Annotated in this window: 24 protein-coding genes; 12 read left to right on the top strand and 12 right to left on the bottom strand. The window is 72.4% G+C overall.

The window, feature by feature from the left end:
- Positions 1 to 13 precede the first annotated feature (13 nt).
- Both GA0070614_RS21440 and GA0070614_RS21435 read right to left on the bottom strand, forming a co-directional pair.
- Positions 14 to 706, bottom strand: coding sequence for a hypothetical protein (locus tag GA0070614_RS21440; protein ID WP_088977643.1), 693 nt, complete (start codon positions 704 to 706; stop codon positions 14 to 16).
- Between the two features lie 122 nt (positions 707 to 828).
- Positions 829 to 1,185 (bottom strand): globin family protein, encoded by a 357-nt coding sequence (locus tag GA0070614_RS21435; RefSeq protein ID WP_088977642.1) that lies wholly within the window; start codon positions 1,183 to 1,185, stop codon positions 829 to 831.
- 400 nt (positions 1,186 to 1,585) lie between these two features.
- Between GA0070614_RS21435 and GA0070614_RS21430 the strand changes: the two genes are divergently transcribed.
- From GA0070614_RS21430 to GA0070614_RS21395, 8 genes are all read left to right on the top strand, one after another.
- Positions 1,586 to 2,314: a Crp/Fnr family transcriptional regulator gene (locus GA0070614_RS21430; protein WP_231933350.1), complete on the top strand. Its 729-nt coding sequence runs from the start codon at positions 1,586 to 1,588 to the stop codon at positions 2,312 to 2,314.
- A gap of 74 nt (positions 2,315 to 2,388) precedes the next feature.
- Positions 2,389 to 2,982 carry a Pycsar system effector family protein gene (locus GA0070614_RS21425; protein WP_157745062.1) on the top strand — a complete coding sequence of 198 codons (594 nt, stop codon included), beginning with the start codon at positions 2,389 to 2,391 and terminating at the stop codon, positions 2,980 to 2,982.
- A 26-nt stretch (positions 2,983 to 3,008) separates the two neighbouring features.
- Positions 3,009 to 3,704, top strand: a complete 696-nt coding sequence (locus tag GA0070614_RS21420; protein WP_088977640.1) for a Crp/Fnr family transcriptional regulator — start codon at positions 3,009 to 3,011, stop codon at positions 3,702 to 3,704.
- 83 nt (positions 3,705 to 3,787) lie between these two features.
- The gene (locus GA0070614_RS21415; RefSeq protein ID WP_157745061.1) at positions 3,788 to 4,615 is read left to right on the top strand and encodes a nucleotidyl cyclase domain-containing protein; all 828 of its coding nucleotides are present in this window, start codon (positions 3,788 to 3,790) and stop codon (positions 4,613 to 4,615) included.
- Positions 4,612 to 6,957 carry a HEAT repeat domain-containing protein gene (locus GA0070614_RS21410; protein WP_088977638.1) on the top strand — a complete coding sequence of 782 codons (2,346 nt, stop codon included), beginning with the start codon at positions 4,612 to 4,614 and terminating at the stop codon, positions 6,955 to 6,957. Before GA0070614_RS21415 ends, GA0070614_RS21410 begins: the two co-directional genes overlap by 4 nt.
- Complete coding sequence (locus tag GA0070614_RS21405; RefSeq protein ID WP_088977637.1) at positions 6,954 to 7,778, top strand: hypothetical protein; 825 nt, start codon at positions 6,954 to 6,956, stop codon at positions 7,776 to 7,778. The genes GA0070614_RS21410 and GA0070614_RS21405 overlap by 4 nt, the downstream gene beginning before the upstream one ends.
- Entirely contained in the window at positions 7,778 to 9,019 is a 1,242-nt protein-coding gene (locus GA0070614_RS21400) for an OmpA family protein (RefSeq protein ID WP_088977636.1), read from the top strand. Before GA0070614_RS21405 ends, GA0070614_RS21400 begins: the two co-directional genes overlap by 1 nt.
- 3 nt (positions 9,020 to 9,022) lie before the next feature.
- A complete protein-coding gene (locus GA0070614_RS21395; protein WP_088977635.1) occupies positions 9,023 to 10,393 on the top strand; it encodes a hypothetical protein in 1,371 nt (456 codons plus the stop codon).
- An 80-nt stretch (positions 10,394 to 10,473) separates the two neighbouring features.
- On the opposite strand, the gene GA0070614_RS21390 is transcribed toward GA0070614_RS21395, so the two are convergent.
- Positions 10,474 to 11,403, bottom strand: coding sequence for an S-4TM family putative pore-forming effector (locus GA0070614_RS21390; protein ID WP_157745060.1), 930 nt, complete (start codon positions 11,401 to 11,403; stop codon positions 10,474 to 10,476).
- 255 nt (positions 11,404 to 11,658) lie between these two features.
- On the opposite strand from GA0070614_RS21390, the gene GA0070614_RS21385 reads away from it, so the two are divergent.
- Positions 11,659 to 14,178, top strand: a complete 2,520-nt coding sequence (locus GA0070614_RS21385) for a hypothetical protein (RefSeq protein WP_088977633.1) — start codon at positions 11,659 to 11,661, stop codon at positions 14,176 to 14,178.
- Here the strand turns inward: GA0070614_RS21385 and GA0070614_RS21380 are convergent.
- The 4 genes from GA0070614_RS21380 to GA0070614_RS21365 all read right to left on the bottom strand — a co-directional run bounded on the left by GA0070614_RS21380 (position 14,162) and on the right by GA0070614_RS21365 (position 20,108).
- A complete protein-coding gene (locus GA0070614_RS21380; protein ID WP_088977632.1) occupies positions 14,162 to 14,668 on the bottom strand; it encodes a hypothetical protein in 507 nt (168 codons plus the stop codon). The two genes, GA0070614_RS21385 and GA0070614_RS21380, sit on opposite strands and share 17 nt — an antisense overlap.
- 242 nt (positions 14,669 to 14,910) lie before the next feature.
- A complete protein-coding gene (locus tag GA0070614_RS21375; RefSeq protein WP_088977631.1) occupies positions 14,911 to 16,224 on the bottom strand; it encodes an AAA domain-containing protein in 1,314 nt (437 codons plus the stop codon).
- A 169-nt stretch (positions 16,225 to 16,393) separates the two neighbouring features.
- Positions 16,394 to 18,757, bottom strand: a complete 2,364-nt coding sequence (locus tag GA0070614_RS21370; RefSeq protein ID WP_088977630.1) for an acylase — start codon at positions 18,755 to 18,757, stop codon at positions 16,394 to 16,396.
- A gap of 196 nt (positions 18,758 to 18,953) precedes the next feature.
- Entirely contained in the window at positions 18,954 to 20,108 is a 1,155-nt protein-coding gene (locus tag GA0070614_RS21365; protein ID WP_088979571.1) for an epoxide hydrolase family protein, read from the bottom strand.
- A 63-nt stretch (positions 20,109 to 20,171) separates the two neighbouring features.
- Here GA0070614_RS21365 and GA0070614_RS21360 point away from each other — a divergent pair, with 63 nt between their 5' ends.
- A complete protein-coding gene (locus GA0070614_RS21360) occupies positions 20,172 to 21,122 on the top strand; it encodes a helix-turn-helix transcriptional regulator (RefSeq protein ID WP_088977629.1) in 951 nt (316 codons plus the stop codon).
- Between the two features lie 24 nt (positions 21,123 to 21,146).
- On the opposite strand, the gene GA0070614_RS21355 is transcribed toward GA0070614_RS21360, so the two are convergent.
- The 5 genes from GA0070614_RS21355 to GA0070614_RS21335 all read right to left on the bottom strand — a co-directional run bounded on the left by GA0070614_RS21355 (position 21,147) and on the right by GA0070614_RS21335 (position 24,329).
- Positions 21,147 to 21,443 (bottom strand): DivIVA domain-containing protein, encoded by a 297-nt coding sequence (locus GA0070614_RS21355; RefSeq protein WP_088977628.1) that lies wholly within the window; start codon positions 21,441 to 21,443, stop codon positions 21,147 to 21,149.
- Positions 21,444 to 21,587: 144 nt separating this feature from the next.
- Positions 21,588 to 22,466, bottom strand: coding sequence for an FAD-binding oxidoreductase (locus tag GA0070614_RS21350; RefSeq protein ID WP_157745059.1), 879 nt, complete (start codon positions 22,464 to 22,466; stop codon positions 21,588 to 21,590).
- Complete coding sequence (locus tag GA0070614_RS21345; protein ID WP_231933349.1) at positions 22,463 to 22,738, bottom strand: globin family protein; 276 nt, start codon at positions 22,736 to 22,738, stop codon at positions 22,463 to 22,465. Before GA0070614_RS21345 ends, GA0070614_RS21350 begins: the two co-directional genes overlap by 4 nt.
- A gap of 239 nt (positions 22,739 to 22,977) precedes the next feature.
- On the bottom strand, positions 22,978 to 23,790 hold the full coding sequence (locus GA0070614_RS21340; RefSeq protein ID WP_088977626.1) for a hypothetical protein: 813 nt from the start codon (positions 23,788 to 23,790) through the stop codon (positions 22,978 to 22,980).
- A 65-nt stretch (positions 23,791 to 23,855) separates the two neighbouring features.
- Entirely contained in the window at positions 23,856 to 24,329 is a 474-nt protein-coding gene (locus tag GA0070614_RS21335) for a glycine-rich domain-containing protein (RefSeq protein ID WP_231933348.1), read from the bottom strand.
- Between the two features lie 177 nt (positions 24,330 to 24,506).
- On the opposite strand from GA0070614_RS21335, the gene GA0070614_RS21330 reads away from it, so the two are divergent.
- Together GA0070614_RS21330 and GA0070614_RS21325 are read left to right on the top strand one after the other, a co-directional pair.
- Positions 24,507 to 25,967 carry a helix-turn-helix domain-containing protein gene (locus tag GA0070614_RS21330; protein ID WP_231933347.1) on the top strand — a complete coding sequence of 487 codons (1,461 nt, stop codon included), beginning with the start codon at positions 24,507 to 24,509 and terminating at the stop codon, positions 25,965 to 25,967.
- On the top strand, positions 25,964 to 26,923 hold the full coding sequence (locus tag GA0070614_RS21325; protein WP_231933346.1) for an aminoglycoside phosphotransferase family protein: 960 nt from the start codon (positions 25,964 to 25,966) through the stop codon (positions 26,921 to 26,923). Before GA0070614_RS21330 ends, GA0070614_RS21325 begins: the two co-directional genes overlap by 4 nt.
- Positions 26,924 to 26,926: the final 3 nt, after the last annotated feature.

The following is a 26,926-nucleotide window of genomic DNA, read 5'->3' as shown; positions in this document are numbered from 1 at the left end:
GTGGTGTCTCCGATCACTCGTACGATTCGGTGCCCAGCCCGCGGCGCAGGCTGACCCTGGTGAAGGCGGCCCATCCGGCCCGGGAGGCGACGTCCGCCCGGAGCCCGGCCCGGCGGAGCACCCGGTTGGCGGGCTCCTGCCAGCCGGTCGACCGCTCCCCCCACAGCTCACGCAGCGCCGCACCGGCGAAGGCGACCTGGGCGGACGAGCCCGTCCAGCCGGCGGAGCCGTCGACCACCCGCAGGCTGCCGTCGGGCAGCGCGCGGACCGTCGGGAAGTGGTGGTGCAGGCTGGCGAGGGTGCCCCACCAGGCGGCGTCGACCCGGCCGGCGGTGAATCCGTCGCGCAGGTGGACGCCGTAGCGGTGGCGGACGGTGTGCAGGGTGAGCGTGTCGCCGTCCGCGCCGACGGAGGCGACCACCTCGACCGGCACGCTCCACGAGCGGGGCGAGTTGGCCGACCAGAACGCCAGCCAGGCGCCGAGGCGTTCGTGGAAGTCGGTCTGGAAGCGGGCCACCCCGCCGTCCGCCGTACGCAGCTGGGCGGTGGCGATCCCGTCGCGGACGACCAGCGGGGTGGTGGTGCGGGTCGGGGCCGCCGTGGCGGCGGTCGGGCCGGCGGTCACGCCGGCGACGGTGACCGCCGAGGCCGCCGCCGCGCCGGCGAGCAGCCGGCGACGGGAGAGCGGGTGTCCGTTGTGGTCCATGCACCGGACTCTATAGACCGATATAGATCACCTGAACGGCTCCGCTATCGGGACGCCGACAGCAAACCCGGTGATCGACGGTGGCGTGAGCAGGCATTCCTGTGCCTACCGAGCACGGCCGCTCACGCGTCCACCTCCCGCTGCGCGCGGACGATCGTGTCGACCGGCACGTCGCGCGCCCAGAGCACCGCGGCCAGGTAGTCCCGCACCCGCCAGCGCTGCTCCTCGGTCAGCCCCAGCCGCCGCCAGGCGTCGCCGGCCGCCCGGCCGCCCGCCGGGCCACCCAGGGCCGCGGTGAGCCGGGCGGTGAGGTGAGTGACGAGCTGTGGGCGGTCGATCCCGATCAGGTACGGCGCGAGTTCGGCGTCGGCCGCGATCAGCCGCAGCCAGCGGACCACCACATCGCGGACGCCGGCCGGCCCGAGCCAGTCGAACGTGTTCCGGGGGCAGGTGACCAGCTCCGTCGTCCGCACACCCATGGATACGGCTCATCGACGCTCACCAGTTCAGTCGACCCACTCGACCGCCCAGATGATCACACAGCGTAGCCGACCCGCTTTTCTGCATCCCCGGAAACGGCATGACAGATTTCACGCTCCGCCCACCATTCGGTCAATGGCTATCCCGACACCGTCCCGAGACCGCTGAATGAACGGGTCGACGTCTCCCGCGAAGGTGCCGCGGCCGTGCCGACGGACAATGACCTTCGGCGTTCCCCGCCCGTCCATTCAGCGGATCACCCGACATTGACGCGGACGATACAAAGGACGCCATCCCGTTTTCTTCGACGACGATCCGGCCCGCCGGCTCGCATCCCGTCGACGGGACTTCCGGTGGATTGCCGGCGGAACGGGAGGCGAGGAGAGGAGTGAACCGCGGATGACGCAGGCACGTCGTGGCGGCGGGCCCACCGAGTCTCCCCCGGTGGGGACCTTCCTGGCGAACCTGTCGCCGACGGCACGGGACGCGCTGACGCGGGCCGGCCGCCGCCAGGTGTACCCGGCCGGCACGGCCCTGTTCCACCAGGGCGACCCGTCCCGACACGTGGTGTTGATCGGGGAGGGCTGGGTGAAGGTGACCTCTTACTCCCGTCAGGGCTGGGAGGCGCTGCTGGCGATCCGGGGACCGGGCGACATCCTGGGGGAGCTCTCCGCAGTCGACGGCCGGCCCCGGTTGGCCACCGTCAGCGGGCTGACCCGGGTCACGGCCACGGTGCTCACCGCCGAGCAGTTGCAGGACTGCCTGACCGCGTGGCCCGAGATCGCCCTGTCGCTGCTGCGGCACCTCGCCTCCAGCCTGCGCGAGGCCGACAACCGCCGGGTCGAGTACGGATCCAGCAACGGCGACAGCCGGCTGGTCGTGCTGCTGGTGGAACTGCTGGAGAAGCACGGCGTGCCCTCCCCGGAGGGGGTCGTGCTCGACCTCCCGCTGACCCAGCAGGACCTGGCCGCGTCGGTGGGCACCTCACGCGAGGTGGTGGCCCGGACCCTACGGGTGCTCCGGCAGCGCGACGTCCTGCTCACCCGACGACGACAGATCGTCGTGGTCCAGCCCGATCTACTCCGCTCCCTGGCCGGCTCTGTGTCGATGTCGACATCCAAGCCGTAGCCGACGACATCGAGCCCCGGGCTGCGATTCGCGACCCTCGTCTGGACGGTGCCGATCCATCACGGAGGAGTGTCATGGACGAAGCCCGACCCACTGTCCGCATGGTCGCCCGCCGACCGGCCCGGCCCGGCGTCCGGGTCGCGACCCGCAGCCTCGCCCATCGGTCCGGAAGCGCGGGGACCGACCCACAGACGGCGGTACGGCTCACCGAGCGGCTGCTCTCCGAGGCCCGGGACGAGTTGCGCCGCGCGGACGCCAAGGCTTCGCAATGGCTGACCATGCTCGGGGGCGTCTCGCTCGCCCTGCTGACGGTGTTCGTCGGGGCGTCTTGGTCACCCCGCGACCTCAACGGTGCGGCCGCCTGGGCCTGGTGGTCCGGCTGCGCCTGCGCCGCCGCGGCGCTGCTCTCGTTCGCCCTGGCATTGCTGCCCCGGACGGCCGGCTCCCCCGAACTGCGGCACGTGGCCTACTTCGGCCACGTGCACCGGCTGCGTGACCCGGCACTGGTCCGCCGGTACGTGGAGCGGGCCGCCAGGGACTCCATGCCGGGCCTGGTCTCGCAACTCTGCTGGATCAGCCGGCTGGTGATGACGAAGTACCGCTGGACCCGTGCCGGGACCGTGCTCACCACGCTCGCCGCCGCCCTGGTCGCGCTCGGCCTGCTCTAACCGACCCTCGAGAAGGAGAAGACGTCATGCTGTCCGGCACCGTCCATCCGAAACGACCCACACCCGCCTGGTGGTCCAGGACCAGTTTCGCCGGGCGTCTGCCGCAGTCGGACCGGGACGCCCTGCTGCGACTCGGTGGACGACAGGAGTTCCCGCACAACCACCGCCTGCTCCGCCAGGGCGAGCCCGGTCGGCACCTGCTCCTGCTCACCAGCGGACGCGCCCGGGTCGTCGTGGACGACGTCCGGAGCATCGCCCTCCGCTCGTCGGGGGACCTCCTCGGCGAGCTGTCCTACCTGGACGAGCGGCCGCGGTCCGCCTCGGTGATCGCAGTCGGGACGGTGGTGGCCCGACGGATCACCGCGACCGCCTTCGACCACTTCCTACGCGACCACCCGACAGCGATCCGGCCCTTCGCCCAGGTGCTCGCCGACCGGCTGCGCGCGGCCGACAAGCGCACGGTGGCCGCGTCCCACGACGTAACGACCCGGGTCGCCGCCACCCTGTGCGAGCTGGCCGCGGCGGACGGGGACCGGCTGACCGTGAACGTGACACAACGTGAACTCGCCCAACTCGTCGGCGCGTCCCAGGTGTCGGTGCACCGGGCGCTGCGCCGGCTGGCCCGGGACGGCCTCCTCGACACCCGACACGGCTCGGTCGTCATCCGGGACGAGGTCGCATTGGCGCAGGTCGCCGAGGAAGACAGGAATTGCATCACCTGATGTAGATCAACTGGCTGGACGTGCAATTCCTGCCACACAGTGGAATCCGCTCCTCCCTCATGCGAAGCAGGTGAAGAATCGCCATGGAACTTCCACGCCCCTGGACCGCGATCTCCTCCGACATCGTCGATTCGAGCCCTGGCGGTTACCCGCGCCATTCTGACCTCGCCCTCGCCGCCGAGAGCATCATGAGCAGGGTCGAGCAGGCCTGCCCCAACGGCGGCAGCTGGATCCACCGCGAACGTGGCGACGGCGAACTCGTCCTGGTTCCCGCCGACGTGCCGGTCGCTTGGGTGCTGGCTCGCTTCCTCGACCAGGTACGGGTCGAGGTCGGTGAGTACAACCGCAACAAGAACGCCGAGAGCAGGCTGCGCCTGCGGATCGGGATCGACTTCGGCGACGTGCAGGTCGACACGGCGGGCATCCCGCGTGGTGGCGACGCGATCGTCCACGCGGTCCGGTTGCAGAGCTGCGCGGCCGCCCGTGACGCCATGTTGGCCGTGCCCGACGCACCGGTCGTGGCGGTGGTCTCGGACACCGTCTACCAGCGGGTCGTCCCGCACCAGGCGCTCGGTGTGCAGCCCCGGATGTTCCGGCGGGTGCGCGCGCACGTGCCGGCGAAGGGGTTCGACGCGACTGCCTGGCTGCACCTGCCGGGCTACCCGCCGCCCTGGGTCTCAGCGGACGATCCGGCACCGGCCGGCGACCTGGGACCGGACACCGGCACGCCGCCGGACGGCCACCGCGCGGACCCGACAGGGTCGATGCCCCGGCCCCGCCCGCCCCGCGCCGACCAGGGCCGGACGCTCGATGGGCGGCGCACCGGCGACAACGTCGGCCAAGTCGTCTACGGCGACCACGCCACGGTCACCAACCACGGCGGCATCGGCAACGGGCGGAACTGGACATGAGCACCGACGACGACACCCCCACCAGCGTGGAACCGGCGGCTCTGCCTCCGGCTACCGGGCAGGAGCCGGTGGCCGAGGTCGCACCCGAGCCGGCCACCCCACCACCGCCGGACCCCGGACGGCCGGCACCCGCCGACGCCGGACCCACCGCTCCGGCCAGTCCCACGGGTACGGACACCGCCGAGACCGACGACCACAGGGGACACGCACCGGCCCTGGAGGCATGGAAGCGGGAGCGGCAGTCCGGCGACGCAGCCGGGGAGGCCAAGGGCGAGGACGAGAGCTGGACGAACGAGGCGTCGGACGAGCGCGGCGGTGGCGGCCAGGGCGGCGGCTCGACGTTCCGCAACGTCGGGCAGACCGTCTACGGCGACCACGCCATGATGTTCAACTTCCAGCTCCCCGACGGGCGGCAGATCACCGTCCTGCGGTCGCAGCGCACCGAGGCGTCGCTACGGGAGGCGGAGACCACCTACGTCACCGTCGAGGGTTTCGCCGAGGCACGCCGGCAACTGGAGGAGCGGCGGGTCCTGCTGCTGCGCGGGACGGCCGGCACCGGCCGCCGGACCACCGCGGAACTGCTGCTCGCCGGCGTGGTCGGGTTCGACCGGGTGGTCGGCATCGAGAACACCGACGCCGGCGTGACCCTGACCCAGTTGGCCGGGCAGGACGGACTCCTGGTCGAGGGGCACGGCACGGTGCTGGAGCTGCCCGCCGCCGGAGCGGTGGGGATGGCGACGCTGCGCATCTTCGAGAAGCTGGCCCACGACGCCGGGGCGTACGTGGTGATCGTGGAGGACCGCGAGGACAGCCCGGACCCGGCGCTCGCGCCGTACACGTTCGCGCACCGGCAGCCGCCGGTGGAGAACGTGCTCGGCCGCCACCTGCTCCGGCTGCTGACACGTGCCGGCCGCTGCCTGGACGGCTGTACGCCGTGCAGCGGCGAGTGCCGGACGCGCTTCGTCGCCCGGTGTCTGGCCCACGACCGGGTCCGCACCGAGCTGTTCACCCACCCTCAGCCGGCGCCGACGGTGGAGCTGGCCCGGTCGCTGGCGGGCTGGAGCGGTGTCGACGAGGAACTGGAGGACGCGCTCGGCGGACTGAGCCGCCACCGCCGTGACTTCGCGGCCCGGCTGCTCAGCGCGGCAGGGGACCCGGACGACCCGCTGGAGACCCCGCGCCGCCGGTCGTTCCAGATCGCGTACGCCACCTTCCACAGTCACCCTCTCACCGATGTCTTCGACGCCGGTGAGCTGCTGCTGGGGATCCTGCGGGCGGTGGAGAGCGGGAGCGAGCAGACGGTTCGGGTGGTCTTCGACGGGGGCGTCGAGCAGTTGCTGCGCACCTGGTCCGGGGAGCCCCGGCTCGCCACGGTGGAGTCCGGCGAGCAACCCCGGCGGGCCCTGCTCGCCGACCCGCGGCTGCTGCTCGACGTGCTCGACGTGGTGTGGAACGACTTCGACGGGGTCCGGCTGCCCCTGTTGTTCTGGCTGGACCGGCTGGTCCTCGGTCCCCGAGCAGCGGTCCGCCGACGGGCCGCCGAGGTGACCGGTTGGCTGGCCACGTACGACTTCGACGAGGTCTGCAACACGATGATCCGGCGGTGGGCGGCCGATGGCCGGGGCACCGTACGCCAGGCGGCGGCGTGGGCGCTGGACGTGGCGACCGCTGATCCACGGCTGCTCGGCCGGATCCGTGGCCGGGTACGCGACTGGGTCCGCAGTTCCGACCCCCTGCTGCACGACACCGCCGCCCGCGCCTACGGCACCCGGATCGGTCAGCTCGCTCCCGAGGAGGCAGTGCAGGAGCTTCGGACGCTGGCCAGCCGGAAGGATCTCAACGCCAGCGCCTCGGTGGCCCGCACCCTGGTCACCCTGTACGGAGTCGCGCCCGAGGTGACCTGGCAGGCGCTGGTCACCTGGAGCGGCGACGGGCTGCAACGGCTGCGGGTGCACGCCGCCCGGGGCCTGACCCTGCTCGCCGGGGAGCGGGCGTCGCCACCCGAGGAGACCCGGCCCCTGCTGCTCACCGCCACCGGCGCCTTCACCCCCGACCACAGTGAGCTGGTCGCACTCTGGCAGACCGCGCTCGCCGACCCGACCACCGCCTTCCGTGCCTGGAAGGAACTGCACGGCTGGATCCGGCTCGCCGACGACGGCGCGGCGCTCGCCGACCTGGTGGTCGACCTGGTCGGCCGGATGCTCGTCGGCCGGATCGCCGCGCGTGGCCGCTTCCACCTGCGGGAGTGGTCGCCGGGCTCCGCCACCGCCCGCCGCCTGTACGGCCCCGGCGCTCCGGGCGGCGCCGCGGCTCCCATCCCCACCTCAGGAGGTACCCCGTGAGCAGCAAGTACCGGCACGGCAAGCGCCGGCGCAGCCTGTGGCGCCGGCTGGTCGACTGGTTCCGTGGCGCCCCACGCCCGACACCCTCGATCAGCAACGAGGAGGTCATCCACCAGCCGACCGACGACATCGCCCGGGTGAGCGCGCTCAGCCACGGTGACGTCTTCGAGTTCCAGGTCGACACCGCGCTCGTCTGGTCCTCCCGTCAGATGTCGTACGACGACCTGGTGGACGAGGCGCGGGAGTTCACCGCCAGCGCCCGGGACACCGTGCGAGAGCGGATCTGGCAGGTGGCGCGGGGCTTCTCCCCCTACCAGTCCGCCGCCGCCGAGCAGGCGATCCAGCAGGCGCTCGCCGACACCTGGTGCTACCGGGGTGCGGCCGGCACCGTGCACTGCTCGGCCAAGGCCTGGGTCCGCCCCGACCCGAAGGTGCGCGACCACCTGATGCCCTTCGAACTGCGGGAGCTGGAGCTGGAGGCCAACACGGCGCTGGCGCTGCTGCGGGCCGACCGGTTCGAGGAGGTCGCCCGACGCTGGCAGCGGCTCTTCGACGAGCTCGGGCACGACGCGATGGTCGCCTACGCCGCGCAGCTCACCGATCCGGCGATCGCCGGGGTGGTCACCGGACTGGTCAACCACCGTCGGGCCTCCGCCGTGGAGTTGGCCGACGTGCTCCGGCAGGCCAGCAAGGACCACGAGCACGTGGGCCTGTACGAGTTCGCCGCCGCCTACGACGCCGCGCTGCAGAACCTGCGCCGGCAGATGCACCTGGACGAGAACGGCTTCCCGGTCGCCGACGAGACGAAGGCCTCGTCGTGATGCGCCGTCGGGTCTCACGGTCCGGCCGCGCCGCGCTGGCCGTGGTGGGCGTGGCGGCGCTGATCGCCGTCCCGGCCTGCACGGACGACCGGGACGCCTGCGAGGTGCTGGGCGATCCGCCGCCGATCGCCGGGGTGGCTCACACGGCGGTGCTGATCGACGTCACCGCGTCCACCCGTTCGACCGGCGCCGCACCGGACTGGGCGGCTGCGGTGGCCGGACCGGTCGAGGCCGCCATCGAGCGCCGCGACGTGGTCTCCATCGGTACCTTCGACGGCTCTGCCGCCACCGTCACCTGGGCCATCGAGAACCGCGTCACCGCCCCCACCAGCACCACCCCGGACAATCAGGAGTACGAGACGGAGGCAACCAGGTCCTGCCTACGCCGGGTTGCCGCGCAGGCAGCGGCGACAGCGCCCCGGACCGCCGGCACCGACGTGCTGGGCGCGCTCGGTGTGGCGGCCGAGCAGACCCGGGCGGCCGGTGAGGCCCGCAGGACCGTGGTCCTCGCCACGGACGGGCTCAGCACGACCGGCTGCACCGATCTCAGCCGCGCCCCGGTCGGCGGCGAGGCGCTGATCGACGCCGCCGTCCGGGACTGCCCGGATCGACCCGAGTGGCCCACCTCTCTGGTCGGGGCGGACCTGCTGATGGTGGGGGTGGGCAATCCAGTCGCCGGACGGCCGGTGCCGGAGACCGGGCATCTTGCCTGGTTGCGGCAGTACTGGGAGCGGCTCTGCCTGACCGTGCCGGCCGCGTCCTGCGAGGTCTCCACCGCCCCGGCGCCCACCCGCCAGTCCGGTGTCGCGACCTCCCCGCCGGCCGACCCGGTGGTGCTGTTCAAGCCCGGGGCCGGCCCGCCGCCGACCCCACCCGACATCACCTACAGCCTGCCGAGCGCGGCGCTGTTCGCCAACGAATCCGACGTGGTGGGGCCGGAGGGTGTCGCTCGGCTCGGCGCGGTCCGGGAGCGGATCGGGAACGCACGGGTCAGCCGGGTCGAGATCGTCGGGCACACCGACTCGCGTGGTGGCGCCGCGTACAACAAGGCCCTCTCCGAGCGGCGTGCGGCTGCGGTCGGACGGGAGCTGGCGCGGTTGGGCCTGCCGGTGTCGGTGACCCGGGGCGTCGGGGAGACCCGACGGATCTGCCTGCACGAGCGACGCAACGGCGGCTGGGACGAGGAGTGCCTGGGGCGCAATCGCAGGGTCGAGATCGTCATCACCAGAGAGAGCGGATGAGCGATGCATGAGAACGGTGTACTGCACCAGAACGGCTCCCCGGGCCGCCGCTATCCGTCGGTGCCGTGTGGTCGGCCGCTCACGCTCGGGGCGACCCGGCTGGCGGAACCGGTCGCCACTCCGGAACCGTACCGGGTCGACGAGCTGTCCCACACCGAGGCCGCACAGCTGGTCCGGGCCAAGGCCGACGCGGAGGCGACACTGGTCACCCACCACTCGCGGGTGCAGGGCGCGGGTGACCGGCTGATCGACACGTGGCGGCGGACCAAGCTGGCCCTGCACCGGCTGGAGGAGTTGCTGTCCCGGCGGGAACTGACCGCTGCGGCGACGGGACAGGACCTGGTCGAACGGGAGCACGCCGGCGACGGTGCGGAGGACCGCCGGAATCGGCCGGGCTGGCAGCATCCGCTCCTCGTCTGGACGGTCATCTTCATCAGCGCCATCTACGACACCTTCTTCTTCGCCCAGGCGTTCCGAAGCGCCATCGACACTGGGACGGAACTGTCGACGGTCGAGTCGCTGGTCTCCTACCTGCCCGGTTTCGGGATCTTCATGGGGCTGGTGCTCGCCGGCAGCTGGCTGGCGGTGCCGCTGTTCAGGCATCGGTCCCGGGCCGAACGGCGCCGTTGGCGGCGACGGCTGGACTGGCAGGTCGTGCTACGCCGGATCTTCGTGCGGTGGCGGCCGGAGGACGAGGAGCGTCGACCCGATGAGCTGCCCTGGCCGAGCTGGGTGCTGCCGGTGACGTTCACCGTCCTGATGGTCGGGATCCTGGCGTTCTGGGCCTGGCTGCGGGGCGACCGCATCCAGCAACCGCATCTGCGCTGGCCGCTGGTGGCCCTGCTGGTGCTGCTGACCGTCTCGGCGATCGCCTTCAAGGCCAGCGCGTACAACCCGTACGCCGAGCGGCAACGGCGGGTGAAGCGGCGCGCCAAGCTGGCCGGACGCCGCTACGAGCGGCTCAGGGCCGAGGCCCAGGGGTTGCTGGGCGCGCACGAGAAGGCGTGGCAGGAGCTGCACCTCACGGTCGAGGACGCCGCCAACGCCGTCCGGCGGCACCTCACCGATGCCTGGACGGAGATCGCCGAGGCCCGGGCACGGCACGGTCTGACCGGCACGGTGTCCCCGGCGTTCACCACGACGGCGGACGACGACGTCACGGACCTGCGGCTGTTCGAAGGGCTGACCGGCCCGTCGCTACGGCTGTCGACCCTGCGGCTGGTCCGCGACCTGCTCGACCGTCACCACCCGAACATCCTCGACCGGGAACTGACGGATCTGTTGCGCCGGCTCGACGGACAACTCGACGTCGAGGCGCAGGTAGTGGCCGGGAACAACTCCACCGGAGGCGGACCGGAGGTCCACCAGGGTTGACGTCCCGACGGCCGGTGGGCGTGCCTGCCCACCGGCCGCCGCGCACGTCCCACCGTGCCCGGCCGGGCGGACTGCCGCGCTCAGCCGTCGAGCCGGGTCGCGGGCGCGGGCCGGTTCAGCAGCTCGGCGAGGTTGGCCATGGTGGACTGGAAGTCGACGCGGTCGGCGGCGTGGAACCGGCGGAAGAACCAGTCGGGCACGCGTGCCTGTCCCCGGCGGCTGTGCAGGATCAGGTCCTGTACCTGCCGGGCCAGGGTCAGCAGCTCCGCCTGCACAGACGGGTCGTGCGGGCGGCGCACGGCTGAGGTGATGCGGTCCTGCAGGATGCTCATGGCGCGGTCGCGGTCGGCCGCGACGTCCCGCTGCCCCCGGTAGATCTCCAGGCCGAGCAGCAGCGCGCCCAGTGACGGCACGAACCACTGCAACAGCAGTTGCGCGACGGTCAGCCCGGCGACGACACCGAAGACCACGCCGACCGAGACCCAGGCCGCCACGCCGGCGAGCACGGTGTACGCGTACCGGCGGCGCAGCCGTGCGCCCCAGCCGAGGTTCTGCTGCTGGCAGGCCAGCACGTCGTACGGGGCGGGCAGGTCGGGGATCTCGTAGTAGTCGCGCAGGTACACCTCGCCACCGCGGTAGGCGCGGTCGAGTCGGCTCACCTCGTGGGGGCCGAGCCGCTCACCGGCGGCCACGGTGTTCCACGGCAGACCGAAAAGGTCGACGTCGAACATCTCCTGGAGGGTGGCGGCCCGCCGGATCTGCCCGTTCGACCACGAGGCGAGCCCCACGGCGTTGGCGACGGCCCACAGCGCGCCGACGGCGGTCACCGCGGTGGCGGATACGCCGGTGAACGCCACCACGGCGCCGGCCCCGCAGATCGCGATCGAGAGGTACAGGCGCAGGCCGTCCAGTCGCTGGGCACGTGCGTGGCAGACCGACATCGCCCGGAGGATCGCCATCATCTCGGGATCGCTCTGGTGCCTGAGCAGGGAATCAGCACGCTGCGTCACATCAGCCTCCTGGTCCGGTGACCGATTCTATATCCAGCCTGCTAGATGTCACTTCGGGTGATCGAGACAATCCTTCGTGTGAATGGATGGTTACCGGTAAGTAGGGCTTTTGACTGACACGCGAATTAGTACCGACTAACGGCCGAGTTGAGGTAGCTTCCTTCCGCGCGTACCCGCGCACTCCTCCCCCCGGCGACGTACCCCCGGGTCGCCCCTGCCTGCTCCACCCCTCTTGCAGAAGGTTCAACGACGACGATGAACCACGGTCTTCACGCCGGCCTGGCGGAGTACATCCAGGACGACGAGGTGACAGCCGCCCTGTGCCGGTGGGCCGCCGGGTACGACGGCACGGTCTGCCGGCTCGCCCAGTCAAGGCGTACTCAGGGCTACAGCGGCGCGGTCCTGTTCACCATCGCCTTCCGGCGGCCCGGACGCAACGAGAAGCTGTTCGTCAAGGTGCTGCCCGCCGGCCGGGACGCGCCGGAGCCCGGCCAGCAGGAGCGTGCCTGGTCGTCCGCCCCCGACTTCGCCGCCCGCCACCTGGTCCGGCAGCCCTACAGCTGGTATCCGGTGGGCGACGGCCGGCACCTGATGTTTCAGAGCGTCGCCAACGGCGGCGACCCGGTCTCGGCCCTGACCGAGCTGACCGACGACGAGACGCTGGTCAGCGCCGTCCGGGCGGTGGTGACCGGCCTGCTCACGGACTGGAACGGCGACGCCAAGCAGCACCCCGGCGTCGGGCCGTCCATCCGACGCGCCGACCTCCCCGCGTACGTCGGCCGGGAACTGGCGGTGATGCGGGCGCTGCCGGAGGCCCGGGCGGCGGCCAGGGAGCTGGGGCTGGTCACGCCCGACGCGGACTGGGTACGCCTCGACGGCCGGGTGCTGCCGAACCCGCTGCGCCTGGCCGACGACGACTCCCTCTTCGCCGGGTTCAGCCTCGACCACCTCTGCGGCTTCTCCCACGGCGATTTGCACGGCGGCAACGCCCTGATCCCGGCCCCCGGCGACGGTCCGGTCGACCCGCACCGGTTCTGGCTGGTCGACCTCGACAACTACCAGCAGGACGCACCGCTGACCCGGGACCTGATCTGCCTGCTGCTGACCACGGTGCTGCGCTGGATCGCGCCGCCACCGGACGAGGACGGCGCTTCCCAGCCGGGGCTGCCGCCCGACCAGGCCGAGAGCCTGCTCGACCACCTCGTCAGGCCGGACGACAAGCCGTCACCCCGGCTGCCGTCCGTCCTCGCCACCCTGGTCGGGATCGTCCACGAGGCGGGGATGGCCTACGCCGAGCGGGACAACTGGAAGCCGGAGTGGCGCCAGCAGTACCGGCTCTCCCTGATCAGCCAGGCACTCACCTGCATGACGTTCGACAGCGTCACGGACGCCGGCCGCACCTGGTGCTTTCGGCTGGCCGCCCACGCCGCCGAGGCCCACCGCCGGGCGCACCACCCCGCGATGGTCCCCCCACCGCCGCAGGCGGTGCCGGTCCCCCCTTCCGGAGGGTCCACCCCGACGACCCGACGCGAGGCCGGCCCGGACAGCCCGCACCCGCCCGACCCGGTCGAGCCGGCGTGGCCGCAGGACACCATGGCGCGCTCCTGGCAGACATCGATCGGCCCGGTCGGCGCGCAGGTCACCGCCGGGGCGCGACCGGGACGGCACCGCGTCGACACCGCCACCTCGCCGGCGGGTCCGACGGCACCCCAGACCCGGACGCGCAACGCCGCCCCGAACTCCGGCGGCCGGACCTCAGCGCGGCCGGCGGCCGACCCGCCGGCCGGGACGCCGGAACTGCGGCCGCGCAACCCCACGCCCGGCGGTCCGGCCCCGCGGCTCCGTAGGCGGATGAACGTCCGCTCGCTGCGCGTCGGCGGGCGCCGGACGGTGCCGCTGACCCGACTCGTCGCGATTCTCGGCACCAGCCTGCTCCCACTCTTGCTGCCGGGCGTCACGGTCGAGCCGGGACGGTCCGGGTCGGTGGCCCGGACTCCGGTACGCGACGAGAGCGAGGGGCACGGGCACGGGGCGTCGACCACGACGCCGGTCGTCGACGTGGCGGCCCCGCCGGGCAAGCTGCGTCAGCTCGCCGAGGCCGTCGCGGCGCTGCCCGAGCCCGTGACGCAGGGCAGGTACGCGTACACCTGCCTGCGGGTGTGGTCGCCGAAGGACCTGGCGTACGGCTCGGAGAACCCGAACCGGTACCGCGAGGAGCTGCTCTGGTGGACGACACGCCGCTCCGGCCGCCGGATGGTGACCGCGGTCGAGGACGGTCGGCGCGCCGAGCCGGTCGTCACCCGCTACGACGACGGCGAGCTGACCGATGTGCCGCCGAATCCGGCGACGGACCCGGCCGAACTGCGCCGGCAGGTCGCCGCGCAGCTCGACCGGAGCCCGCCGGAGCTGCGCAACGCGGCCGGGGTGATCAGCACCGTCGCCTGGATCTACCGGTACCGCCCGCTCACGTCACGGCAGCGCGCCGCCCTGCTCGTGTTGCTCGCCGAGACGCCGGGCGTCACCTACCAGGGCAGCTATCCCGACCGGGCCGACCGCGTCGGGCACGCGATCAGCGCCGCTGACGGCGAGGGACGCTGGGAGGTCCTGACGTTTCACCCGACGACCGGGCAGTTGCTCAGCCACGAGACCACCGGCCCGGGCAACAACCTGCTCAGCTACTTCCTGTTGCTGTCCACCACCCGGACGGACAGCACGGCGCAGACCCGCTGCGGCGTGACGTCCGCCGACTCGAGGCCCGCTAACACCACCGGTTGACGTAGTTCGCCCAGTTCCGGTACGGAGAGGCGTCGGCCCGGATCCGGTTTCCCGCGCCGACGCTGAACAGCGGGGTGTCGTAGTAGGAGAAGGTCACCGATCCGCTGCTCATGTTGTAGTGGGCCGACTCGACGCGGAACTGCCACTGCCAGGTGGCCAGGTTCTGCCGCCCGCACGAGGAGAGCTTGCCCCGGGGGTAGCCGAAGTCGGTGCGGTCGTAGAAGCAGTACCAGCCCCAGGGGCAATCGGCCACGGCGTAGTTGCGCTCGGGGGCGCGCAACGTGATCACGAGCGCGCCCCCGCCGTAGCTGATCTCGTTGTCGTTGATCGCCACCCCGCCGGGATGGGCGGCCAGGTACGCCGCCACCTGCCGGCGGGCGGCGACCCGCTCGGCGGAGGCGGCCAGTGCCGGGCCGGGCACGGCCGGCACGAGCAGAACCGCGCCGCAGAGCGCGGCGAGCACCGTGCGCAGGAAACGGGACAGGACCATTCGGCACCTCGCTTGTGGTGAGCGCGCAGAACGGGAAGAGGAAAGCTCCGGACAGCGACGAGATATCGATGGATTTCTTCGTCCGGCTCAGGATAGGAAGCCGTCCTGCCTGATCACCAGGTTGGCGGGAGGTCGATCAGGTGTCGACATACCGATAATGAATCAGCCGGGAACCGTGGAAATCCCACGAGACTCAGACCGGCGAGAACCGATTTCCCGCTCGATCGCTCCCGAAGGGGTCGTCACCTCGCGCCCAGGTGGGTGAGCATGGTGCGGTTGGCGGCCCACCCGTCCGGGAACTTCACCGGCACGTCCAGGTGCACCGTCTCCGTCGACGGGTGCGCGTCCAGCAGCTCACCGATGCCCGCCCGGGCCACCACCACACAGGCGTGCCGGTGCCGCGACGCCAGCACGCAGAGCCGCCCCGACTCCAGGTGGAACGTGGTCGCGTCGCGCCGCCCGGACAGCGGGTGCAGCACGATCGTCAGGTCGTACTCGCGGCCCTGCAGCCGGTTGGCGGTGTCGACGGTGACGCCCGCCCCGGCCTCGCCGAGGTGGGCGCGGATGGCCGCGACCTGATCGCGGTGCGCGGCGCCGATCGCGATCCGGTCGGCGGTGACCGGCGTGCCGGCCGGCGCGTGCTCGCTGACCGCGACCGCGCCCCGGGCCAGCACCCGCAGCGCCAGCGCCGCGCAGGCCGAGGCCGCCTCCGCATCGGTACGCACGGTGTGCCGGGCCGGCAGCTCGTGCAACGCCCAGCCGGTCGCCGCGGCCGCCTCCACCGCCGCGTCGAGCGCGTCACCCGGCCCGGGCTCGGTGAACGCCAACGCCCGCTCGGTCGGGCCGGTGCCGGCGCGGAAACCGGTGAACGGGTAGAACGCCTCCGCCACCACCGGGGCCGCCGAGGCGGGCAGCCGCCACGACACCGGCAGCCGGTGCACCGGCAGCTCCGGGTTGTGTCGCAGCAGCACCGCCACTGCCGCCTGCATCGGATCCCAGGTCAGGCCGGTCCAGCGGACGGTCTCGACGGTGGAGAACGGGTCGAGCTGCCCCGGGTCACCGACGAACAGCGCCCGCTCGAACCGGCCGGCCACGCGCAGCAGGGCGTCCGAGCGCATCTGGTACGCCTCGTCGACGATCGCCCACGGCCAGCAGCCCTCAACGACGGTGGCCCACTTGGCGGCCGTACCGATGACGACCGCCGGACCGCCGAGGTCGGTGACCTTGGCGGCGACCCGGACGTTGTCGTGGCCCTTCACCCGCTCCGACGGCTGGTAGTCGCCGGCGGACAGCCGGCCGATGCGCAGCTCGGGGGCCTTGCGGGCGAGCCGGTCGATCAGGTCGTCGACCTGCTCGTTGGTCTGCGCCACGATGATCAGCGGTTCACCGGCGGCGGCCAGCTCGACGGCGGCGCGGACGACGAGGGTGGACTTGCCGGCGCCGGGCGGGGAGTCGACGACCACGCCGCGGTGCGCGCCGGAGCGCAGGTCGGCGAGGACGGCGGTGATGACCTGTTCCGCCTCGACGGCGGGCGGGACCGCCAACGCGGCGCGCATCGACCACCTCCCGGCACGGCTGCCACCCCTGGCAGCGGTCCCGCCACCATACGAGCCCGCCCCGACAACGCGCCTCGCGCCCCGCGCTCCCGCCCCCCGTTTTTGCGGCGTGTCGCGGTGTCCGGCTGCGAGGACACCGCGACACGCCGCAAACCGCGCACCGATCCGGTCAGTGGCGGCGCTCCCCCACCCGGTAGGTGATCAGGTTCGGGTCGGCCCTGAGCTGCTTCTCGGTGAACTTGATCGTGTCGAAGCCCTTGCCGGAGTACCGCCGGGTCTGGTCGGCGTACCAGGGCGAGTTCGGGTTGGCCGACTGCGAGTAGGTGAGGATCTGCCGGCCCGACGGCCCGTCGCGGCCCAGCTCGACGGCCATCAGGTACGACGTGCCGTGCCGCACCTTCGGGTACCCGATGCCGGGTTCGAGCACGTTGATGGTCATGTTGAAGATGCCGGCCTCCGGCCAGCCGCCGTGGATCGGGATCCGCTCGTCGCCGCGCGGCTCGGTCTGGATGTCGCCGAGGCGGGCGTCCAGCGGGACACCGTCCAGCGCGCGGACCGCGTCGGCGAGGGCGGTGCGCACCTTCGGGTCGTCGACGGCGAGCCGGTGCGGCGTGGTGACCGGGGCCGCCGGGTCGAACGGATCGGCGAAGCGCATGCCGCCCTCGCGGGCGAACTCGGTGAACACGTGCGAGCCCCGGCTGTCCAGGTCGACCCGCAGGTCCCAGCCGCGCAGGGCGGCGCAGGCGGCGGTCAGGTCCACCGGCGTGCCGTCGGAGGCGGTGGCGTCCGGGTTCGCCTCGCAGAGGCGGACCAGGTCGTCGCGGACCAGTTCGCCGCCGTACGCCCGGTTGCCGAGGGTGACCTGCCACAGGTTGCCGGTGGTGAACCCGGCGCCGGGCAGCCCGTCGGTGCCGGCGACGCGCTGCTGCACCTGGAGCAGGCCGAGCCGGGTACGCAGGCTGCGTTCGGTGCGCTCGTCGCCGATGATGCGCGGGAAGCCCTCCAGCCGCTGCTCGGGGTTGGCCAGCCAGTAGCTGTCGTTGGAGTTGGTCACGTAGTCGGAGCGGACCAGGGTCGGCAGGCGCGCCGGGCCGAGGATGCCGGGCACGGCGGCGTCCGGGTCCGCGCCCAGCTCGCAGGCGGACCGTGAGCCGTCGAGGACGGCCTGGCCGCTGCTGGCGTACAGGGGGCGGAACGGCGCGGGGATGCAGGTGGCGGCGAGGTCGTCGGTGACCCGGGGCACCACGGAGTGGTCGGCGTAGAGGGCCCGACCCCGGTCGTCGCTGGCGATCACGTTGACCCAGGGCAGGAACTGCCGCCGGTCCAGCGCCGCCCGCAGGTCACCCACCGACCGGGCGCGCCCCATGGCGAGCCAGCCGTCGAGCGCACGGTTGTTCGCGGCGTTGGGGTCGCTGATCGCGTACGCCGTGTCGGCGGTCCAGTCGAAGCGGCCCGGCACCACCACGACCGGGCCGAAGTGGGTGTCGTGGAAGGTACGGCTGACCGGCCCGCCGGGGGTCCGCACGGTGACCGTACGGGCGGTCATCTTCCGGGGTCGGCCGTCGTGCAGGTAGCTGGTCGGGTCACCGGGGGCCAGGGTCAGCCGGTGCCAGACGAAGCGGCGGGCGGTGGAGACGGTGTGCGTCCAGGCGACCCGGCCGTTGTGGCCGATCTCCACCAGCGGGTCGCCGACCAGGGCGGCGCCCTCGACGTCGTACCGGCCGGGGATCTTCAGGCGCATGCGGTAGAACCGCTCGTCGCCGTCCCATGGGAAGTGCGGGTTGGCCAGCAGCATCCCGCTGCGGCCGACGGTGGTGTCCCGCCCGAGGGCGTACGCGTTGCTGCCCACCCCGGCGGGCGCGCCGTCGGAGGCGTCGACGATCGACGTGGCCTGCGGGGCGCTCGCCGGCGCGCTGGTCCCGTCGGCGCGCGGTGGGGTGGCGGCGACGATGCCGTCGGCGAGCGCGCCGGAGCTGGCCCGAACCATCCGCGCCCAGTGCGCCCGCCACAGATCCCGCTCGCTGATCGGGCGTACCCACGGCTTGCCGGCGCACGCCGGATCGGTCAGCCTGTCCACCCCGGTACGACGCAGGTGGGCGTTGTAGCCGGCGGCGAAGCCGCGCACCTGGTCGCGGACCTCGCCCGACGGCGAGTGCACCCCATCGCGGGGGCCGGCGAGCAGCCGCTCGACCACCCGGCCGTCGATCGCCTTCTGGTGGAACAGGTCGCTGGTGACGTTCTCCTCACTGCCGCCGAAGGTGCGGCTGCGCTGGGCGTTGACGGTGACGACCGTCTCGGCGATCAGGCAGATGTTGTCCTCGGCCTGGGCGTAGCCGACGCCGTAGCCGAGGCCGGCGAAGTCCCGGGCGGTGATGTGCGGAACGCCGTACGAGGCGCGCTGGATCAGGGCCTGGTAGCCGCCGCCGTGGCCGGGTGCGGCGGTGGCCGGGGTCGCGGTGACGGTCAGCGCCGCGGCGAACAGGCCGAGGGCGGTGGCGGCGGCGCCGAGCCGGCGCGCGGGACGCCGCCTCATCGGGCGGCCTTCTGCTGGTGGTGGTGGGTCATCGGACGTCCTCCCCGTGGTGTCGAGTGTCCACTGCCGACCGACGCTAGTGACAGTCGACGATCGAGTCATCCGGGATCGCCACCAGGTCTGTACGGGATCACCCCCCAGGGGAGGGCGGGCTGCCCCGGCCCGCCCGCGACCGGGCGGGCCGGAGTCCCACCGGCTACCGGCGCAGATCCCGGAAGAACTCCCGGAGGTCGGCGGTCAGCAGCTCGGGTTCCTCGAGGGCGGCGAAGTGGCCGCCTCGGTCGACGTCCACCCAGCGGGTGATGGTGTTCTCGGTCTCGGCGTAGCGGCGGATTCCGACGTCGTGGGCGAAGACGATCGCCGCCGTGGGCACACCCGAGTTCGGCTTCACCGCACCCCAGGCGGCTTCCTGGACGTAGCCCACGTACGCGGCCGAACCGGCGGTGCCGGTCAGCCAGTAGATCATCGCGTTGGTGAGCAGACGGTCCCGGTCGATGATCTGATCGGGCAGTACCTCGCGCGGGTGGGTCCACTCGCGGAACTTGTCCATCAGCCAGGCGAGCTGACCGACCGGAGAGTCGGTCAGGCCGTACGCCAGGGTCTGCGGGCGGGTCGACTGGATCGCGATGTAGCCGAACTCTTCCTGCATGAACGCCTCGATCCGGCGGACCCGGTCGCGTTCGACGTCGGAGAGGTCGGCCAGTTCCTCCTCGGCCAGGGGCAGCGGCGGCAGCCCGGGGCCGCCGTTGACGTGCACGCCGGCCACCCGGTCCGGTGCGACCCGGCCCAGTTGGGGGCTGACCGCCGCGCCGATGTCCCCGCCGTGCGCGCCGTACCGGTGGTAGCCGAGCCGGCGCATCAGCTCGGCCCAGGCACGGGCGATCCGGTCGGTGTCCCAGCCGCCGTCGGCGGTCGGCCCGGAGAACCCGAAGCCGGGCAGCGACGGGATCACCAGGTGGAACGCGTCGGACCGGTCGCCGCCGTGGGCGACAGGGTCGGTCAGCGGCCCGATCAGGTCGAGGAACTCGACCACCGAGCCGGGCCAGCCGTGGGTGAGCACCAGCGGGAAGGCGTCCGGCTCGGGCGAGCGGACGTGCAGGAAGTGGATCCGCTGCCCGTCGATGGTCGTGGTGAACTGCGGGTACGCGTTGAGTTGCGCCTCGGCGGCCCGCCAGTCGTAGCCCGTACGCCAGTGCTCGGTCAGCTCCCGAAGCCAGCCGGTCGGCACGCCGGTGTCCCAGCCGTCGCCAGGCAGGGGTGCCGGCCAGCGGGTCCGCGCCAGCCGGTCCCGCAGGTCGTCGAGGCGGTCCTGGGCGATGTCGATGCGGAACGGGGTGATCTCTTCGGTCATGACCACCACGCTAGGAACCAGCTAGGACAGCTTCCGCCCTAGCTTCCTGACAGACTTGCGGCCATGTGGGAAACCTCGGCGCGGCTGCTCCGCCTGCTCTCGCTCCTCCAGACGCCCCGCGACTGGAGCGGCGCCGACCTGGCCGCACGCCTCGGAGTGGACGCCCGCACCGTGCGCCGTGACATCCAGAAACTGCGCGACCTCGGCTACCCGGTGCACGCCACCCCGGGCGCGGCCGGCTACCGGCTCGGCGCCGGATCGAAGCTGCCGCCGCTGCTGCTCGACGACGACGAGGCCGTCGCCGTGGCGGTGGGCCTGCGCACCGCCGTACGGGGCGCGGTCACCGGCATCGAGGACAGCTCCCTGCGGGCGCTGGCCAAGCTCGACCAGGTCCTCCCGTCGCGCGTCCGGCACCGGGTCGACCTGCTCCGCTCGGTCACCGTGACGGTGCCCGACGGCGGCCCGACGGTCGACCCGGACGTGCTCACCGCGATCGCCGCCGCGTGCCGCGACCACCAGCGGCTCCGCTTCGACTACCAGCGCCACGACGGCAGCACCTCGCTGCGCGAGACCGAGCCGCACCGGCTCGTCCACACCGGGCGGCGCTGGTACCTCGTCGGTTGGGACACCGACCGCCGTGACTGGCGCACCTACCGGGCCGACCGGATCCGCCCCCGGATTCCCGGCGGCCCCCGCTTCGTCCCGCGCACACCACCCGACGTCGACCTCGCCGGCTACCTCACCCACGGCGTGTCCTCCGCGCCCTACCGCCACCGGGCGCGCATCACCGTGTACGCCCCGGCTGAGGCCGTCGCCGACCGGATCCCACCCACCATCGGCATGGTGGAAGCCGTCGACGAGGACAGCTGCGTGCTGCACACCGGGTCGAACTCGCTGGACGAGCTGGCCCTGTACGTCGCGCTGCTCGGCTTCCGGTTCCGGATCCACGAGCCGGCCGAGCTGATCGCACACGTGCGCGGGCTCGTCGCCCGCCTGACCGAGGCCGTCGAATGAGCGCAGTGCGGCTGGCTCACGCGATCACCTTCCGCAGCCGAGGCTCCCGCCGTCGGCGGATGACATCTGCTTCTGCCGCTGTTCGGCACCGCGGGACTGCCAGGTGCGCAGGGCGTCCTTGATGCGCTGGTTCTCGGCGTACGCCCGGTCCCGCTCACGGGTGCGTTCGCGCAGCTCGTGGGCGAGGCGGTGGAGCAGGGCGTCGACGTCGGCGGGCCGGTAGCCGCGCCGGCCGAGCGGGGTGCGCGGCAGGGTGACGGCGGTGAGCCCGTCCGGGGTGAGCGGGCCGGCCAGGGCGTTGCGGCTGCGGTAGACGGCCATCAGGGCACCACCGGCAGGTGTACGCGGTCGGCGGGGACACCGGCGATCGGCAGCCAGCGGCGGGCGTGGGCCACCATCGCGGGTGGGCCGCACACGTACACCCGCTGGTGCGGCCGGTAGTGGTGCAGGGCCAGGGTGAGGGCGTCACCCCGCTCGGCCGGCTCCGCGCTCGGGTCGTGAGAGGGCCGGGACCAGGGTCAACCAGTCGTGGGCGCACTGAAGCCGGTCGAGGGTGACCGCGTCGTACAGCTCGGCGAAGGTGCGGGCACCGACGATGAGGGTGACCTGCCGTTGCCCGGGGGCGGTGGTGGCGTGTTGGTGCTCGGCTGCGGTGGCGTCCTGCTGCTGCTCGGGTCCGGTGGCGTGCCGCTGCCCGGGTGCGGCGGCGGCCTGCCGATGCTCGGCTGCTGCGGCAGTCTGCTCGACGAGGGCGCGTAGCGGGGCCAGGCCGGTGCCGCCGGCGACCAGCAGCAGGTCACCGTCGCGCAGGTGCAGGTTGGTGTCGCGGGGTGGGCCGAGGTACAGCAGTTCGCCGGGGCGTACCTCGTGCACGAGGCTGCCGGAGACGGCGCCGACGGCACGGACGTGCAGCTCGATCGTGCCGTCGGGGCGTGGAGTGTTGGCCGGGGAGTACCAGCGCCAGTGGCCGGGGTGCCGTGGGGTGTTGACCGGGACGGCCTGGCCGGGTCGCCAGTGCAGGCGGTGCCAGGGGCGGACGGTCAGGATGGCGATGCCGGCGCAGGGGCGGTCGTGGGCGATCACCTCGGCGGGCCGCCAGGGCTTGTCATCGCCGCTGCCGGGTGCGGCAGGGACCGCGCAACCGGTGAGTCGGGCGATCCGGTCGGCGTGTGGCAGCAGGTCGAAGTGGCTGACGGTCTGGCCGAGGACCGTCAGCAGTGCGCGCCGGCCCGCCTTGTCGTCGCCGCCTTCCGTGTGTCGGCGCAGGGCGGCGAGGAGGAGCTGCGCGTCGTGCTCGGCGAGCCGGGGGCGCAGCGCGTCGCGTAGGAGGTCGGCGGCGGTCATCCGCTGACCGCCTTCGTGACCTGGGCGATGCGGTCTTCCGGTAGATCGAGCGCCCATAGCACGCCGGTCAGGTAGTCAACGACGCGCCGGTGCTGCGCCTCGGACAGGCCCAGGCCGCGCCAGGCATCCACCGCGCCGCCGTTGTCGAGCGCCGCAGTCAGGTGGGTGGCCAGCCGTTCCAGATCAACCCCGATGAGGTACGGCGACAGCTCCGCGTCCGCGACCACCAGCCGCAGCCAGGTGCTGGTGATCTCGTCTGGTGTCACGCCCATCGGCTCTGCTCGGTGCGGCCGGCGTGCCTGGTCTTCTCGTGGTGATCGGTGAGGTCGGTCGTGGTGGCGCTCATGGTCGTCCCTCGGTGGCTGGGGCTGGTCAAGGGGCGCCGGGGCGGGCGGGGACGGAGGCGCGTCGTTCGGGTCGACGCACCTCCGGCGCCCAGCACCCGCCCCGGGCCATGCGTCGACCCTGGCCGGCGGGGAGGAGTGCCGTTATGCCGCGATGATCGTGACCGTCATGCGCGCCGCGTATGCGCGCGGTGACGCGCCCGATAGGCCGCCCAGCGGCGGGCCGCATCGAGGATCGGGCCATGGTGAGGGGCCGGCACGGTGCGCTGCTTGCGTTCCCGGAGGCGGACGAAGGCGTCGACGAAGGCGGTCACCGCACGCTCGTGGGCTTCGGCGTAGGCGGGGATCCGCCTGGCCCACGACTCGGCATCCGTTGGCTCATGGCCGGCACGGACGAGTCGCACCACGACGAACGCGGCGTCGATCCAGGCGGCGCCCACAGCGGGGCTGGACCAGTCGACGAGGTGGAGGCGGTCGCCGAGCAGGAAGTTCCGTGGGGTCATGTCGGTGTGCAGGAGGCTGTCACCGTCGACCAGTTCGGGGGCGATCAACCCGTGCCACCGTGCGGTGAAGCGTTGGACCGGCACCGGCGGGCAGGGCGTCAGCGTGCCGGTCAGCCCGGTGAGCAGCGCGGCGAGCGGGACGAGGTCCGGCGAGCCGGGGGCCAGGTCGGGGTGGCGACCCGCGACGTGGTCGAAGCCGAGCAGCAGCCAGCCGGAGCTCTCAACCGTCCAGCGCAGGCGCGGTGCCACGTCGGGCAGCCACGGGTTGATCCGGGCCTCGTTGCGGTAGAGCCAGCCGGTCGGACCGTCCGCCTCGCCGCCCTTGCAGAAGACCGGACCGGTGGCGGTGTCGAGGACGACGGCCAGGTCGCAGGAGGCACCGGAGGCGACAGTCACCGCAGAGCGGATCGGGCCGCTGTGGCGAGCGACCTCGCGGCGTACCTCGTCGGGGATCTGCTCCCAGTGACGACGCGGCATCGCGGGCCCTCCCGACAGCGAGCGGTCCCGGGCAGTGTATGCCCGGGACCGCTGCTCAGCCGGTCTTACCGGGTCGGGCTGTCGGTGCAGCCGGCGTGGCACTGGGAGCACTTCGTGCCGCACTCGGCCGCCGTGCCGCCCCACAGCACCTGGTCGAGCGCGAAGCCGGCGGCAGTGATCGCGGAGACGGTACGGGCGATCGGGGCACCGATCGGCTCCGGTGACGACGGCTGCGGGTCGTCGGAAGTGGGCTCGGGCTGGTGGTGGATGAACCGGCCGGCGATCCGGTGGCAGAAGTCGGCGTAGTCGCGGGTGTGGAGGATGAAGGTGTGCCAGCCGATGTCGACCAGCTCGGACGGGCCGATCGGTTCGATCGTCAGAGCGCAGGCGCCGAGGAAGGCGAGCGCCTGGTCCAGGATCCGGGGCGGCAGGTCCGAGTCCAGGTCAGGATGGTCCCGGGCGATGCGGGCGGTCAGTTGGTCGAAGAGCTGCTCCGAGATCAGCTCCCTGCCGGTGCGTGTGGTGCTCGTCAGCAGCATGACGCTCCTTCCGTCGGCGGTGCCCTCAGGCTGCTCGTTCACGACACGCGGTCACATGACAGCGCGAGCATCATCGATATGTGCGCTGCGTATACCGCTCCCCCGCTCAGCGGGTTGAATGGATAGGCTCGACGAGGCGACACGGACGGGAGTCACCTGCCGATGGCGAGGTTGCCGGTGACACACGCGAACTGCCCCCGGTGCGGCGGACGCCTGGCCCGCGACAACGACAGCGGCCGCTGCGCGCCCTGCCAGGCAGCCGAGCGCGACCGGATGAGCGCGCCGCCGGTGGTGCCGGCGTCGTTCTGGGAGCACGAGCCAGTACGACAGGCGTTGGCGTCACGGCACCTGGGGCGGGTCATCCGGGCGTACCGGTGCCATCCGTACCACGGGCGATCGGTGTTGCCGCAGACCGTGGTGGCGGGGTGGTTGGGGATCACGCAGGCGCAGTTGAGCCGGGTGGAGAACGGGCCACCGGTGGTGCACCTGGACCGGTTGGCGCACTGGGCGAAGGTCCTCGGGATACCGGCCTCGCAGCTGTGGTTCGCGCTTCCCGGGGCACCGTCGGCCGCCTCGCCGCAGTCCACCGACAGCACTCCTCCGGATCTGGATCCGTTAATGGCAACTGATGAAAGCCGTCGCGCTCTGCTGGCCGGCATAGCTGCCGTGGCCGCCGGCGCCGGTCTGCTCGGAGCCGTGGCGCTCCCCCGGCCCCGCCGGCTCGGCCCGGCGGACATCGCACGACTCAACGCCGTACTGGAGCTGTACCGGTCGGTGGACTACGAGTGTGGCGGTGGGCTGCTCTACCGGGAAGTCGATCGATTCGCTCAGTCGGTGTACGCGCTGCTCGACTGGTCACACCCTGAGTCGTTGACGCCGAGGCTGGTCGGTTCGGTCGCGGCGGCCCGCCAACTTGCAGGTTGGACGGCTCTCGACGCCGGACTGCACGATCACGCGCAGCGGCACTTCGCCGCTGCCGAGCGAGCCGCCTTGGCCGCCGACGACGTGCTGCTCGCCGCAAGGGTGCGCTACTGCCAGGCCCGGCAACTGCAGCACCAACGCCACAATCGGGATGCGCTTGCCACCCTGCAACTCGCCCGCATCCAACTCGGCTCCGCCGCGGCACCGGCCGTCTCGGCGATGCTCCATGGGGCGGAGGCGGCTGCCCTGGCCGCTGTCGGCCAGCGCAGGGAAGCACTGGCAGCGCTCGGGAGGTCGACAGACGCCTTCGACCGGATCACCGTCGACCGGGAGCCGGAGTGGATGCGCTTCTACGACCGGGGCGAACTGCTGGCGCAGTACGGCCGGGTGTACCGGGACCTGGCCCGCGCGGACCGCAGACACGCACCGGATGCGGTGCGGTGGGTACAGGAGGCGGTGGCAGCGTTCGGGCAGCAGAACGTCCGCAGCACCGTGCTAAACGAAGTGGGCCTTTGCAGCGCGATGTTCCTGGCTGACGATCCGCAGCAGGCGGTGGCCGTGGGCCGGCGCGCTATCGGCCGGGCGGGAACGCTGACCTCGCAGCGAACGGTGGACCGGGTGCGGAACCTCAGACGGGACATGACCACCTGCCGCAACGATCCGGAGGTTGTCGCCTTCGCACGCGAGCTCGCGGCGTTCCAGGCTGTACCGGCATGAGCAGGGCTGGACGATTCGGCGAAGAGGCCATGACGGCAGCCATGCGCCAGGTCGCCGACCAACTGGGGGTTCGGGCCGACGATGCACGTCTGCTCCAGCTCACCAACAACGCGGTGTTCGCGCTGCCGTCCGAGGGGATCGTGATTCGGATAGCGCGGACGCATCGGCTGCGGGACCGGGTACGGAAGGTGGTCGAGCTCGGGCGGTGGTTCGAGCAGGTCGACGCGCCGACCATCCGCCTCGCGGAGGGCATTGCTCAACCGGTGCAGGCAGGTGACCTGATCGCCTCGGTCTGGCAGTACCTGCCGCCGAATTCGCCGGCGCCGGCCGTCGAGGACCTCGGAGTGGTCCTGCGGGAGTTTCACGCCCTCGGACCTCCTCCGTTCCCGCTTCCGGCATGGGACCCGGTTGGTGATGCGCGGAGTCGCATCAGTGAGGCGGACGGGCTGAGCGACGACGATCGTGAGTTCCTGCTCAGCTGGTGTGAGCGCTTGGACGAACCGGTGGCAGCTCTTCGCCGGCAGGATGACTCGCAGCTCATCCACGGCGACGCGCACGTGGGCAACCTGCTTCGGGATCGACGTGGGCGAGTGGTGCTGTGCGACTTCGATGCCACCTGCAAGGGACCGTGGCAGATTGATCTTACGGCAGTGGCGGTTGGTGGCGTGCGCTTCGGCCGAGCCGAAGCACATGCCAGCATGGCAGCCGCTTATGGGTATGACGTCGCGACCGACTGGTATTGGCCAACACTTCGTGAAGCCAGAGAACTCAAAATGATCGCAGCTGCCGCACCGATCCTCGACAGCTCCGACAAGATCCGGGCAGAATTCGCCAACCGGATGCAATCAATCAGAAGATGCGAAACCAGCGCAGCATGGACGCCGTTCGCCACGGTCCAAATCTTTCGAGACTGCCTCGACCATCCGATTACGCCACCCGAGCGCTCGCCGCACTGAATT

It is taken from the genome of Micromonospora coxensis, from assembly GCF_900090295.1.
In the GTDB taxonomy this organism is placed as follows: domain Bacteria; phylum Actinomycetota; class Actinomycetes; order Mycobacteriales; family Micromonosporaceae; genus Micromonospora; species Micromonospora coxensis.
Note: the sequence above shows the minus strand (reverse complement) of the source record. Positions and strands in the feature narration are given on the sequence as shown.